Source organism: Arthrobacter cryoconiti (genome assembly GCF_020905375.1).
Lineage (GTDB): Bacteria > Actinomycetota > Actinomycetes > Actinomycetales > Micrococcaceae > Specibacter > Specibacter cryoconiti.
This window is the reverse complement of the sequence record NZ_JAJJBU010000015.1, coordinates 1-13,035: the sequence shown is the minus strand read 5'-3', so window position 1 is coordinate 13,035 and position 13,035 is coordinate 1. Positions and strand designations below refer to the sequence as shown.

Here is a 13,035-nt window from a genome sequence, read left to right as displayed (position 1 = left end):
GCGTTGATTGGGCGGATCCGGTTCACCGGTAGTCCGTCCGCGCCTACCCCTTATTAGCAGCGAGCGCTTCGATGAGCTGGGGTACCACTGTAAACACGTCGCCCACAATGCCGAAGTCGGCCACGTCAAAGATGGGGCAATCGGCGTCCTTGTTGATCGCAACGATGGTCTTCGCCGTTTGCATGCCAGCCCGGTGCTGAATGGCGCCGGAGATGCCCAAGGCGATGTAGAGCTGCGGGGAGACACTCACACCCGTTTGACCCACCTGCGCCGCTTGAGCAACAAAACCGGCGTCGACCGCGGCGCGGGATGCACCGACTGCCGCGCCGAGCGCATCCGCAAGCTGCTCCACAAGGACAAAGTTCTCCTTCGAGCCAAGTCCGCGCCCACCGGAGACAACAGTTTTGGCGGAACGCAGTTCCGGACGGGAGCTTGCCACGGCCGCGGCTTCAACGCCGTCAATCTTGGCGCCCACGGCAGTAGCGAGCTGAAGGGTGGTTACCTCCGGTGTTGCGGCAGGCGCACTTCCGTCGATCGCCCCTTGGCGGATTGTAATGATGGGAAGGCCGCCCTCAACTACCGACTCAACGTCGTAGGCGCCGCCGAACACTGAATGACCGGCAATGACCCTTCCGGAATCTTGCCGAACGGATACAGCATCAACCAACAGAGCCCCGCTGATTCGTACGGCCAGCCGGGCTGCCACCTCACGCCCGTCGACCGAGTTCGCTGCCAGCACGGCAGCCGGAGAAAGCGCCGCAACAGCCTGAGCCAACGCGTCCACGGCAGGGGTCCCCAGCACCGAATCGGCGCCGTCCACCACACCTTGGTACAACGCGACAGCGCCCAAACGCCCTAGCTGAGCAACCGTCTCTTCGGGCAAGGGAGCCGAGGATGCGCTCACTGCAACAGGTGTTCCGATTGCCCCTGCAGCAGCAAGGAGTCCGCGGACCGATTGCGCCACAGCGCCCTGGTTATTGACTTCAACAAAAACAATGATGTTCTCCATGCTGAACCTTCCTAGACCAAACGGTTTTCAATGAGGTAGGCGGCCAGCTGCGTTCCAGCCGTGCCTTCGTCAACGACTTTGGTTCCAGCCGCGCGCACCGGGCGTTCGGAGGTAGAAACCACCATGCTGCGCGCAGGCGTAGACGCCACTTCCAGCTCGCCCACTGACACCGTGGACACGGGCTTACGTTTAGCCGTAAGGATGCCCTTGAAGTTGGGGAAACGTGCTTCCGCGATGTTTTCGGTGACGGTAACGACCGCCGGGAGTGCTGAACTAACTCGCAGGGTGCCTTCTTCGCTGCGGCGCTCACCACTGACGGTTCCGGCGGAAAACTCTGCCACGGAGAGGGCCCCAAGTAATGGCAGGCTCAAGAATTCCGCCACCATGGCCGGGACCACGCCGCCACGTCCGTCAGTGGATTCATTACCGGCAAGGATGATGTCTGCACCCACGTCCTTCAGCGCTGCGGCAAGGACAGCTGCAGTCCGAATTGCGTCTGAGCCGGCCAAGGAATCGTCCTTGACATGAATGCCGGAATCGGCGCCCATGGAAAGAGCCTTGCGGATCGCTTTGGCCGCCCCGTCCGGCCCCATCGCGAGCACAACCACTTCGGTGGACTTGTCTTTGTCCTTCTGTTGCAAGGCGACTTCCAGTGCGCGCTCGTTGATTTCGTCAACGATGTTATCCCCCGCGTCACGGTTGAGCCAGCCTGTGGTGAGGTCTAGTGTGCGCTCTTCATAGGTATCGGGCACTTGCTTGATCAATACGACGATCTTCATCGATGGTCCCTTCACTTCAGAGGTATTGGAATCAGATTACTAGGGATACCTAGCATTTACTAGGTATCCCTAGTAAATTGTTGTTGACGCCTCGATAAGGAGCACAATGACCGACTCTTCCCCACTGCCCATAGACCCAATTGCGGAAGCCAGACGGCAGTGGCTCGTGCACGGGTGGGACAGCGCGGCAGATGGCATGGCAGCATTTTCGTCCGTGATGCGCGCCCATCAGCTCATGTACAGCAGGGTGGATTCTGTCCTCAAACCGATGGGACTTTCCTACGCCCGATTGGAGATGCTCCGACTGCTGTCCTTCTCCCGCGACGGTACGTTGCCGATGGCGAGCGCCAGCGCAAGACTCCAGGTTCACCCCACCTCCGTGACGAACGTAGTGGACAGGCTGGAAAAAGATGGACTGGTGCGCCGCGAAGCCCACCCCACCGATGGCCGGGCCACCCTTATCGTCATCACAGACTCCGGTTACACACTGGTGGAACAAGCCACCCAAGTGCTCAACGAGCAAGTCTTTGAAAGTCCGGGCATCCCTGCTGAGGACCTGCGCAGTATGACAGCAATTCTGGCCCGTTTCCGACGTGCCAGCGGCGACTTCATTGACCCGCCCGTGCGCCCAGAACCGTTCTAGATCCCCGCGCGTTTCCTCCACTTTCGCCGAGACCGACGGAGCACGCCGAAAGGGCACGTGCGCTTCGTCTCCCTCGGCGTGCTCCGTCTGTCTCAACACGGTCAGCGGCACTGCACGTCCATGTCCACGACCACGCCTTGTGAACGCAAATAGACCAAGTGACTTGCGGTCTCGGCCAGGGCCAACCGCAAAGTGAATCCACGCAACGAATCAAAGCCACGGGACCACGAAAGTTCCCGAGCCACATCCCAGACGGTAGTTGCAGTTCCTGAATCCACGACGGCGGCAACCTCCCGAGCACGCTCGTGCGTGTGTTCACGCAATTCGATCACGCGCTCCGCCAGTCCGCGGAAACGGTATTCATGGGCGGGAAGCACCTCCATCTGCGCACCCACCGCCATACCATCTAGCGACTGAAGGTAGTCGCTGATCGGATTGAGATGACTGTGAGCTTCGAGCGAGACATGCGGAGTGATCCGAGGAAGGATGTGGTCGCCGGTGAGAATGAGTTGGTTTGCCTCATCCAGCAGGACGATATGCCCGGGCGTATGCCCTGGAGTCGCCAGAACGCGGACCGCCAGCCCAGCAATGGGCAGTAAGTCCCCACTGGCCAGCCGACGCTGGGGTTTTTCGACGCTGATCAGCTGCTGCCAATCATTGGCGTCGAACGTTACCTCGTGCAGAAATTCTGCCGGCACTCCCCACGTGGCATATTGTGAACTGTCTTCGGCCACAAATTGATCGGGATCTCTACTCCAGTCCGTGGGGAACGGCTCATTTTCCCCCAATGCCACCCATGCACCTGACGCTGCCCGCAACCGGGCAGCCATCCCCAGATGGTCCGGGTGGAAATGGGTGACCACGATCCCCGTGATCCCCTCCGGTGCCAGGCCAGCCGTGGCAAGGCCGGCTTGGAGCACGTCCCAGCCTTCATCGGAGTCCCATCCGGGATCCACCAGCGCAGCTTCCCCGTCACCGAGCAGCAAATAGGCCAGCGTATACCGCATCGGGTTATCGATGAACGGAACCGGAATGGACCAGACTCCGGGACGGACTTCTTCCACCCCGGGCATTATTTTGTCCTGCCAAGCCTGGAATTGTTCGGTTCCGGTGACGGTAATCAAGCTGTCCTCCAAAGATTAAAGACACGAAAAGTAGCTACATTTGCTGACTTAGTCATACCCTGCCGGATACAACGAACCCAGAGCCTGGCCAGTAGATTTTCTGCGAGCCCAAGCATCGGCACAATGGCTGCCGCGCCCACGGCTTCCACGCCAGCGTTAGGCTCACGAGCAGCGAACGTCGCAATTCGCGGCCCGCGCTCGATGGAGCCACTTGCCTGGCCAGTGTAGATCGGGACCGTCCATTGCTGGCTCGACCGCGGTGGGCAATCCCGCGGTGAACACTCCATTAGATAGCTCAGGAAAATATCGGCTCCTCTGAAAAAGCTCCCACGATCCGTTAATAGGGGATGACCCAAGCCGTGACATGTCTTGTGCTGCCCTCCTCAAGAAAGCTATGAGCCGCTAAATACGCCCGGGCGGTGCTCCCGGAGTGCCTGCACGGCCTCCAGCAGGTCCTCGCTGTGCAGGAAGGACGTGTTCCACAAGGCGACGAAGTCCAGACCCCGGGCAATTTCTTCCTCTCTGCCATGGTTGAGCACGGCCTTGGTCCCGGCTACGGCCAGCGGTGAATTAGCCGCCATCTGCGCGGCCATGTCCAGTGCCGCAACCAACAGTGCGTCGGGATCGGCATATACATCATTGACCAGCCCGATTTTCTCGGCCCGGGTTGCCGTGATGTCTTTGGCCGTCAGTGCCAGCTCTCGCAGCTGCCCTTCGCCGATAATCCCGCGCAGACGCTGCAGGCTGCCCACATCTGCCACTATGGCCAAACGAGCCTCGCGAAGACTGAACTTTGCCTCGACGCTGGCCAGCCGGACGTCGGCAGCGGCGATCAAGTCAACGCCGCCGCCAATACACCAGCCCGAAACGGCCGCGATGACCGGCTTGCGACAGCTGGCCACGGCAGTGATGGCGGACTGAAGGCTCTTGATGGTCCCGAGTAGTTCGGTGCGGGCCGCCGCTTGGGCGCACGTGCCGGCCCCCATCCGCTCCAGCCAGCCTCCTAGCACCTCCTGCACGTCCAGGCCGGTACTGAAATGGGACCCCTGACCCGAAAGTACCACCGCCCTCACGGTTTCATCGGCGTCCAGGGCCACAAATAACTCCGGCAGTTCGGCCCAAAACGCGAGGCCCATCATGTTGCCGCGGCCGGGTCCGGTCAGCCGCACAAGTGCAACCCCGGGGGCGGTGTCCGCCTCCACTGCGAAGGCCCGCCACGCCCGACTAAAGGCCGGCCCGGCCACGGCACCGTCCATCAGTACCGCTCGCCCTTCTCTGCTTTGGCAACCAGTGAAACAGGTGGCAGGAAGCGCTCGCCGTAAGCGGCCGCCAGCTCGCGGGACCTGGTCACAAAACCCGCCAGGCCGCCGTCGTACCCGTTCATGTATTGGAGCACGCCACCTGTCCACGCAGGGAAGCCGATCCCAAGAATGGACCCGATGTTCGCATCCTCGACGCTGCGCAGCACGCCCTCATCCAGGCACTTGACAGTCTCCAGCGACTCGGCGAAGAGCATCCTCTCCACCATGTCCCGGAACGGGATTTTGGCGGATCCGCCGTACGTTTCCACCAGGCCCGCCCACAAGGACGTGCGGTGGCCATCGGCGTAGTCGTAGAAACCCGCGCCAGCCAACTTGCCTGAACGCTGGAACTTCTCCACCATCGTGTCCACCACGTCATAGCCGGCGTGGTGGTGATACTTCTGCACGCCTTGGTCGGCGTCGAGCCCGGCCTTGGTCTCCTTCTGGATCTTGGAGAGCAGCCCCAAGTTCAGTTCGTCCGCCAGTTGCAGCGGCGGGGCCGGATAGCCAGCCTGCAATCCAGCCTGCTCGATCGAAGGTGCTGCGATTCCCTCTCCCAGCATGGCCAGTGCCTCATTGATGAACGTGCCGATGACTCGGCTGGTGAAGAACCCACGCGAATCATTGACCACAATGGGGGTCTTGCGGATCTGCACGGCGACGTCAAACGCCTTAGCCAAGGTGGCGTCCGAGGTATTTGCGCCAGCGATAATTTCCAGCAACGGCATCTTATCCACGGGGGAAAAGAAGTGCAGACCGATGAAATTATCCTGCTTCCGGACACCCTGTGCCAGTTCGGTGATGGGCAGAGTTGAGGTGTTCGACCCAAGCACGGCGTCCGGGCCGACGATGTCCTGGATTTCAGCAAAGGCCGCTTGCTTCACACCCACATTTTCAAAGACGGCCTCAATGACCAGGTCACAGCCTGCCAGCTCCGCCGCCTCAGTGGTGGGGATGATTCTTCCCAGCAGCTCGTCCGCCTGCTCTTGGGTTGACTGGCCCCGGCCCACGGCTTTCTCGGTGAGGGACTTGGAATAGTTCTTGCCGCGCTGGGCCGCTTCCAGAGAGACGTCCTTGAGCATTACCTCCATGCCGCCTCGGGCACACACGTAGGCGATACCCGCGCCCATCATGCCGGCACCGAGCACGGCAACCTTCTTGGCCGTATATTTTTCAAATCCCTTGGGGCGGCTGCCCCCGGCCTTGATGTGGGCCATGTCGAAGAAGAACGCCTTGGTCATGTTGGTAGAAACCTGCCCGGTCACCACCTCGACAAAGTATCGGGATTCGATCTCCAGTGCCGTGTCGATGTCGACCTGGGTACTTTCGACGGCGGCTGCAAGGATGGCGCGCGGCGCCGGATAGGCCGCTCCCTTGAGCTGCTTGCGCAAGGTTGCGGGAAGGGACGGGAGAATTGCCGCAAAGCCGGGGCTGGCGGGGGTACCCCCGGGGATCCGGTACTTGGGTACGTCATAGGGCTGTACAGCCTCGGGGTGCTCGGCGATCCAGGCCTTGGCCGCCGGGACCAGTTCTTCAACGGTGTCCACCACCTGATCCACCAAACCGACCTCCAAAGCCTTGCGTGGCTTGTACCTCTGTCCCTGCAGCAGGACCTTCGTGACGGCGTTGGTCACGCCCATGAGGCGCACCGTGCGGACGATCCCACCTCCGCCAGGCAGCAGGCCCAACGTGACCTCGGGCAGTCCGATGACTGAGCCCCGGGTGTCAGCGGCGATCCGGTAGTGGGTGGCCAGAGCAATCTCCAGCCCCCCGCCGAGGGCTGCGCCGTTGATGGCCGCAACCACTGGCCGACCCAGGGTTTCCAGTGCTCGCAGGGGCTTCTTGATAGCCGTGCCCAGGTCAAAGATGCGTTGTGCGTCCTCGGGTCCTGCCGATACGAGGTCGTTCAAGTCCCCGCCGGCAAAGAACGTTTTTTTGGCGGAGGTGAGGATCACGCCGGTAATGGAGTCCTTCTCGGCAACGAGCCGCTCAACGGCCGCCTGCATCGAAGATGCGTAGGCGGCGTTCATGGTGTTGGCTGACTGCTCGGGATCGTCAATGGTCAAGATGACAACGCCGTCGTCGTCTTGATCCCAGCGGATAGTGCTTTTGGTATCAGTCATTGTCTTTAGACCCTTTCGATCAAGGTTGCCACGCCCATGCCGGCGCCAATGCAAAGCGTGATGACAGCCAGGCGGCCGCCGGTGCGTTCCAGTTCATCCACTACAGTCCCCAGGATCATGGCGCCGGTGGCACCCAATGGATGGCCCATGGCGATGGCACCGCCGTTAACGTTCAGCTTTTCATCCGGAATGTTCAGGTCCTTTTGGTACTTCAGCACCACGGAGGCGAAGGCCTCATTGATCTCGAAGAGGTCAATGTCATCCACGTTCAGACCGGCGGTTTTGAGCAGTTTTTCGGTGGCCGGGGTGGGCCCGGTGAGCATGATGGTGGGGTCCGCCCCCGAGGTTGCTGTGGCCACAATCCGTGCCCGCGGCGTCAATCCAAGCTGTTCGCCGATCTTGGCGCTGCCGATCAGGACCAGGGCCGCGCCGTCGACAATCCCGGAGGAGTTCGCGGCCGTGTGAACGTGATCGATCTTCTCCACAGCATGGAACTTTTGCAGTGCGACGGCGTCAAATCCGCCAGCCTCTCCCATGACGGCGAAGGCCTGGCGCAGCCCGGCCTGGGACTCGGGGGTTGATTCGGGGCGCATGTGCTCGTCACGATCCAGGACTACTAGTCCGTTTTGGTCCCTCACGGGGATGACCGAGTTGGCAAAGCGTCCTTCCTTCCAGGCTTGGGCGGCCAGCCGTTGCGAGCGCAGGGCGTAGGCGTCCACATCCACCCGGCTTAAACCTTCCATGGTAGCGATCAGATCCGCGCCCACGCCTTGGGGCACAAAGTAGGTGTCATAGTTCGTAGCCGGGTCCATGGCCCAAGCGCCGCCGTCGGAGCCGATGGGCACGCGGGACATGGACTCTACTCCGCCGGCGATGATCAGTTGGTCCCATCCCGAGCAAACTTTTTGGGCTGCGATGTTCACCGCTTCCAAACCGGAGGCGCAGAACCTATTGATTTGCAGGCCACCGACTGTGTTTGGCAGTCCCGCAGCCAGTGCCGCCGTGCGGGCAATGACCGCGCCCTGGTCCCCCACCGGGGAAACGACGCCGAGGATCAGGTCATCGATTAGGTCCTCGTCCAGGCTGGGGTTGCGTTTGCGGAGCTCGTTGATCAGTCCTACCACCAGGTCGATCGGCTTGGTGCCGTGCAGGGAGCCCTTCTTGCCACGGCCCCTAGGGGTCCTGATGGCGTCATAGACATATGCTTCCGTTGATCCTGGTTCACTCACAGCAGGCCAAGTCCTTTCGGTGGTTCTTACGGGGTTCTTCGGTGGTCAAGTGGTTTCAGGCCTGCTGCTCACACCAGGCGTGCGGCGGGCGCATGCATGGCGTCATCGAGCATGACGTCCTCTGGCTTCTTCGCCAAAAAATCACTTATTGACATACCGCCAATAGTTCAGCACTATTGACACCATGTCAATAGTTGATGCAGGTCTCTATTTTCTTGATGAAAGCGACCACCATGGCAGGCGAAACTCCCAGCACTTATTCAGCCATCACGTACACGGTGGAAAACCGCATCGCCACGGTGTCCCTGAATAGGCCGGAGGCTCGCAACGGCTACACCTTGACCATGGCGGACGAGCTTGAGCAAGCATTCAAGAAGGCCGACGCCGATCCGCGGGTCCGGGTTGCCGTCCTGACCGGCGTCGGCAGGGACTTCTGCGTCGGTGCCGACCTCAGCGGTGGCGCCTTTGACATGTCAAGCTCCGCTGCCGCCGCAGGCTGGCAGGAACCGGCCGGCCGCTGCTCGAAGACCATCTTTGAGATGAACAAGCCTGTCATCGCGGCACTGCGCGGAGTCTCGGTGGGTGCCGGAATGACCATCACGCTCTCCTGTGACATCCGGCTGGCCTCCCACGATTCACGCTTTTCCTTTCCCTTCACCCGTCGCGGGATCTTTCCGGAAGGGGCCTCTGCTTGGCACCTGCCCCGTCTGGTGGGCTTGGCCCGGGCCAAGGACTGGATGCTGACGGGTCGGTTGTTTGGTGCACAGGAAGCACTCGACGCGGGGTTGGTGACATCCCTGCATGAGCCCACCGACGTACTCGGTGCGGCGCTGGAGCTTGCCCGTGACATTGCGGCCAACACCTCCGAAGTGTCAACCGCGGTCACCCGACAAATGCTCAACCGGCTCAGCGGGTTCGATTCCCCCTACCCCGCCCACGCACTGGACTCCCGGCTCATTGCCGAGCTTGCTACAAACGTCGACGCCGTCGAGGGTGTAAGTTCCTTTCTGGAGAAGCGGCCACCGCACTTCCCGCTATCGGTTCCAGGTGACCTACCGCAATGGTTGCCGTGGGCCAGACCGGCAACCCCTGACCAGGAACCAACACCATGATCCAGACCAACCCAACAATTTTGGAGCGCCAGTCGTCAAATCTGGCAAACGGCACCCGCAGCAGCATGGCGGAACCGCGCAGACAGCGTTTGAGCCCAGACGAACGTCGCCAACAGATTTTTACCCATGCGCAAAGGCTCTTCAATGAACGTCCCTACGAGGAAGTGTCCACCACCGAAATAGCTGCGGAAGCCGGCGTGGCGCGCGGACTGATCAACCATTATTTTGGCAACAAACGGGAGCTTTATCTAGAAGTCATTCGGATCAGTTCCACCGTTTCAGAGCTTGTCGTGGCAACACTGCCCAATGGCTCGCTCGAAGAACGCATAGACATCGCCATGGTCTGGTTTCTTGATTCGCTTGCGCAATCCGGGTCCACCTGGCTCACTCTGGGTTCCGGGGGCGTAAGCCGTGATCCCGAACTGGAACGGATCCTCGTTGCCTCTGAAAACAAGTCCATTGAGCTTTTAGTCGTGGCCTGTGGTCTGGCAACCCAGTCCGAGAACAAGGAACAGATCCGGGCCATGTTCCGGGCCTATGCCCAACTTGCCCGCAGCGGCGCACGCGAATGGTTGCTCCGCAAAACATTGACTCGCGAACAATTGTCGATGTTGCTAGTTAGCACCTTGCGGGCGATCGTGGAAGAAGCAGTCCCAGCCCGCAACTCTAGGCGTTGACTTTCGCCGAGCTACTATTTTTCGGGTTTACTCCTGCCCGCTCACTGCAGGTTGGAGGTGAGTCTTGCTGCGCTGTCCCAGAATTTTTCCCACGTGGGCCGTTTGACCCAGTCATTAAGATCCAGACGGCGGCTGTTGGCGCGATAACTGTCCTCTACCAAGTGCATTTTGGCGACAAATTCGGCACTGTGAATGAGCACGGAGATTTCCATATTGAGCGAAAAAGAGCGCACGTCCATATTGGACGAACCAATCACGGCAACGTCTGAATCAATGCTGAAGTGCTTTGAGTGAAGCACTTCAGGAGCTTTGTAGAGGTAAATTTTGACCCCGGCACGCAACAAAGCCTCATAGTAGGAGCGCTGCGCGTGATAGACCATGGCCTGATCTCCGATCTCCGAGACGAACAACTCAACATCCAGACCCCTGGCAGCGGCGGTGATGATCGCCAACAGCACAGAGTCCTCGGGGACAAAGTACGGGCTTGTGATACTCACCCGTTCCGTGGCTCGGTGGATCATGGCAACAAATAGCTTCAAATTGTTGTCATTTTCAAAGCTCGGCCCACTGGGCACCACTTGCGCGTCCACCAGATGCGCTGCGGGATCAAGGATCACCGGGGAGGTATCCAGGTCCAGCAAGTCGTCGGTTTCGCTAAACCAATCTGTGGCAAACACGGCGTCGATCTCTCTCACCACCGGTCCGTGGACGCGCATCATGAGCTCGTGCCAGCGCAGGCCACGCTCTACGTTCTTCTTTTTGTTATAACTCTCGTGGACCAGATTCTGTGATCCAGCAAACCCCACACGGCCGTCGACCACCAGTAATTTGCGGTGATTGCGAAGGTCCACGCGCTGCCACTGTCCACGCCACGGTCGCAGCGGAAGCATCGCCTGGTACTGCGCACCCATGTCAGCCAATTTGGCGAGTGTCTCCTTGCGCCCAGGATTCATGACTGAAGCCAGATGATCGCTGAGGACCCGGACGGTGACTCCGCGGTCGCAGGCACGCGCCAGCGCATCGAAGAACGGCGTCGTCGCTTCGTCAAACACCAGAATGTAGAACTCCACGTGGACGTAGCTGGTTGCGCAGTCGATCTCTGCCGCCATAGCCGCAATGGAGCCCCGATAATCTGGCAGAAGTTCGACGTCGTTGCCTCCCACCATGGGCAGGGCACCGAGGGTTGTGTTCAGCGTGACCAACGAGGCCAATCCCGCAGGCCACTCATCCCGGTGTCCGGTCTGGTCAAGACCCTGTGTCCGTTCCAGAATCAGCGCGTTGATGTTGCGCTGTTTGTCGCGGCGGGCCTGCGGGAGTCGGTTAAAGCCGACGGCGAGGTATCCCAGCAGGCCCACAAACGGGATGAAGATGATGGTGAGCATCCATGCGATGGCAGTGGCAGGCCTATGCCTAGCCGAAATGAAGGCAACCGCTGTCGCCCCCAAAATTACGTGCAGTGCCAACAGTATCCAGGCCACGGCTTCACTATCCATGGACCAAGTATCGCCTATCTGCAATGGCAAGAACGCAGGCGCCCTGCGGCGCGAACACGTCATAAGAGAACTTGCCAATACTCTTTCAAGGAAATCCCGCGGTCCATTTTCATTGACGTTTAGATGAATCTAAACGAATCGGACTCAATGCACTCCGTAGACATGCTGAGAGACGCTCGGTACTCTCGAAAATAACAGAAAGTAGCCATCAGTTTTTGTCTAAGATGTTGGCGTCATCCGCGATCGCAACAGATTTACCTGCGGGCTAGAGGGCACATCACCAATATTTTGCTAGTGCAGAGGTTTGCCATGTTTGAACACTTCAACAATGCAGAGGAAACCTTCAGCTACAAACTCGGTATCGAACTGACCACGGAGGACGACGCCTTGGAAAGGCTGGAAGATATGGAGAAGACCGCGGCGTTCCGGGAACCCAAGTCCACAGCTGACGAGACAAATGAGTCTGTCGTTGAAGTGATTGTTTGCGCTGGCGCCTTGACGCAGGAAAACGCGGCCAGCAAAAATTTTTAGCACACCTATTCAGCTACGGGAGGAACTGAGCATGGCAAAAAACACGAATTCGGGCTTGAAAGAGATGCTCAAGTCCCGGCAAAACTCCTAGCGCCTTGCCAAAAACGCAGTTTTCCCAATTAACCAGTTTTCTGGCAGGCTCTTGATCGTAAGACTCAGCAGGAATTCACGAACCCGGAGGATGCAATGAGCAACGTCAGTAACGAGCCAGTTGAAATTTCCACCAAAATGCTTCCCGGTGAATGGACCGAGGAATCGATGAATGAACTCGTTGGTTCCTATCAGCAGAAAATCCGCGACATGGGAGCACCCGAGGATCAGATCAACACTTCGGTTGAGACTCTAGATGACGGTTCCGCTAACGTTCGGGTGAGCTGGCACCGCACGGGCGTGCAGACTTTTGCGAATATGGGCCAGAGCGCTGTGAGTGAGGCTGCGAATTCTCGCGGCCACGGAGAACACATCCCAGCCGGGGAAACCACGAAGGACTCCAAAGGCTTGGGCGCAATTTTAGGCGATGCGGAGCGCTCTGCCATCGATGAGCCGTCCACCCAACGCGCAGTAGACGCGCAGGAGGATACCCCAGCGCCGAATCTGGTTGTTTATACCGATGAGGAAGGGAAGACCTACGCCGAAGATGTAGGTCCCGTCGAAAAATAGTCCGGCGGTCAGCGCTACATTTCCTGCCAGCTTTAATCTTTGAACCAGCAAAAAAACACTGACAACAGGGAGATTTCAATGGGTATCGCCGATAAATTTGATGCTGCAAAAGACAAGGTGACAGGCAAGGTCGAGGAGGCCATTGGCAAAGTCACTGACGATAAGTCCAAAGTGATGGAAGGCAAGTTCGACCAGACCAAGGGAGCCGTAAAAGACAAGCTTGCAGACGCGAAAGCGCATGTGAAGGAAGACGCAGCGGACCTCCACACCGATGATACCGAAGGTGGATCTCCCACTCCGCACGGCATCTAAGCCACACGTCAACGCTGGCGAGCCACGACAGGAGTGGGGTGG

At 59.5% G+C, this 13,035-nt stretch carries 13 protein-coding genes; 6 read left to right on the top strand and 7 right to left on the bottom strand.

Annotated elements, in window-relative coordinates:
* Positions 1-43: 43 nt before the first annotated feature.
* Both LOH53_RS08580 and LOH53_RS08575 read right to left on the bottom strand, forming a co-directional pair.
* Positions 44-1,009: an electron transfer flavoprotein subunit alpha/FixB family protein gene (locus tag LOH53_RS08580; RefSeq protein WP_230067330.1), complete on the bottom strand. Its 966-nt coding sequence runs from the start codon at positions 1,007-1,009 to the stop codon at positions 44-46.
* A gap of 11 nt (positions 1,010-1,020) precedes the next feature.
* Positions 1,021-1,788, bottom strand: a complete 768-nt coding sequence (locus LOH53_RS08575) for an electron transfer flavoprotein subunit beta/FixA family protein (RefSeq protein ID WP_230067329.1) — start codon at positions 1,786-1,788, stop codon at positions 1,021-1,023.
* 106 nt (positions 1,789-1,894) lie between these two features.
* Here LOH53_RS08575 and LOH53_RS08570 point away from each other — a divergent pair, with 106 nt between their 5' ends.
* Positions 1,895-2,431, top strand: coding sequence for a MarR family winged helix-turn-helix transcriptional regulator (locus LOH53_RS08570; RefSeq protein WP_230067328.1), 537 nt, complete (start codon positions 1,895-1,897; stop codon positions 2,429-2,431).
* A 101-nt stretch (positions 2,432-2,532) separates the two neighbouring features.
* Here LOH53_RS08570 and LOH53_RS08565 read toward each other — a convergent pair whose 3' ends face one another.
* From LOH53_RS08565 to LOH53_RS08550, 4 genes are all read right to left on the bottom strand, one after another.
* Complete coding sequence (locus tag LOH53_RS08565) at positions 2,533-3,555, bottom strand: MBL fold metallo-hydrolase (protein WP_230067327.1); 1,023 nt, start codon at positions 3,553-3,555, stop codon at positions 2,533-2,535.
* Between the two features lie 392 nt (positions 3,556-3,947).
* Positions 3,948-4,799 carry a crotonase/enoyl-CoA hydratase family protein gene (locus tag LOH53_RS08560; RefSeq protein WP_230067326.1) on the bottom strand — a complete coding sequence of 284 codons (852 nt, stop codon included), beginning with the start codon at positions 4,797-4,799 and terminating at the stop codon, positions 3,948-3,950.
* An 11-nt stretch (positions 4,800-4,810) separates the two neighbouring features.
* On the bottom strand, positions 4,811-6,979 hold the full coding sequence (locus tag LOH53_RS08555) for a 3-hydroxyacyl-CoA dehydrogenase NAD-binding domain-containing protein (protein WP_230067325.1): 2,169 nt from the start codon (positions 6,977-6,979) through the stop codon (positions 4,811-4,813).
* Between the two features lie 5 nt (positions 6,980-6,984).
* The gene (locus tag LOH53_RS08550) at positions 6,985-8,208 is read right to left on the bottom strand and encodes an acetyl-CoA C-acetyltransferase (protein WP_230067324.1); all 1,224 of its coding nucleotides are present in this window, start codon (positions 8,206-8,208) and stop codon (positions 6,985-6,987) included.
* 218 nt (positions 8,209-8,426) lie between these two features.
* On the opposite strand from LOH53_RS08550, the gene LOH53_RS08545 reads away from it, so the two are divergent.
* Both LOH53_RS08545 and LOH53_RS08540 read left to right on the top strand, forming a co-directional pair.
* Positions 8,427-9,320 carry an enoyl-CoA hydratase-related protein gene (locus LOH53_RS08545; RefSeq protein WP_230067323.1) on the top strand — a complete coding sequence of 298 codons (894 nt, stop codon included), beginning with the start codon at positions 8,427-8,429 and terminating at the stop codon, positions 9,318-9,320.
* Positions 9,317-9,997 (top strand): TetR/AcrR family transcriptional regulator, encoded by a 681-nt coding sequence (locus LOH53_RS08540; protein WP_230067322.1) that lies wholly within the window; start codon positions 9,317-9,319, stop codon positions 9,995-9,997. The genes LOH53_RS08545 and LOH53_RS08540 overlap by 4 nt, the downstream gene beginning before the upstream one ends.
* A 41-nt stretch (positions 9,998-10,038) precedes the next feature.
* Here the strand turns inward: LOH53_RS08540 and cls are convergent, their stop codons facing one another.
* Positions 10,039-11,490 (bottom strand): cardiolipin synthase, encoded by a 1,452-nt coding sequence (gene cls / locus LOH53_RS08535; RefSeq protein WP_230067321.1) that lies wholly within the window; start codon positions 11,488-11,490, stop codon positions 10,039-10,041.
* A gap of 309 nt (positions 11,491-11,799) precedes the next feature.
* Between cls and LOH53_RS08530 the strand changes: the two genes are divergently transcribed.
* The 3 genes from LOH53_RS08530 (at position 11,800) to LOH53_RS08520 (ending at position 12,993) form a co-directional block, all read left to right on the top strand.
* Complete coding sequence (locus LOH53_RS08530) at positions 11,800-12,021, top strand: hypothetical protein (RefSeq protein ID WP_230067320.1); 222 nt, start codon at positions 11,800-11,802, stop codon at positions 12,019-12,021.
* Positions 12,022-12,207: 186 nt separating this feature from the next.
* Positions 12,208-12,681: a hypothetical protein gene (locus LOH53_RS08525; RefSeq protein WP_230067319.1), complete on the top strand. Its 474-nt coding sequence runs from the start codon at positions 12,208-12,210 to the stop codon at positions 12,679-12,681.
* A gap of 78 nt (positions 12,682-12,759) precedes the next feature.
* Positions 12,760-12,993: a CsbD family protein gene (locus LOH53_RS08520; protein ID WP_230067318.1), complete on the top strand. Its 234-nt coding sequence runs from the start codon at positions 12,760-12,762 to the stop codon at positions 12,991-12,993.
* Positions 12,994-13,035: the final 42 nt, after the last annotated feature.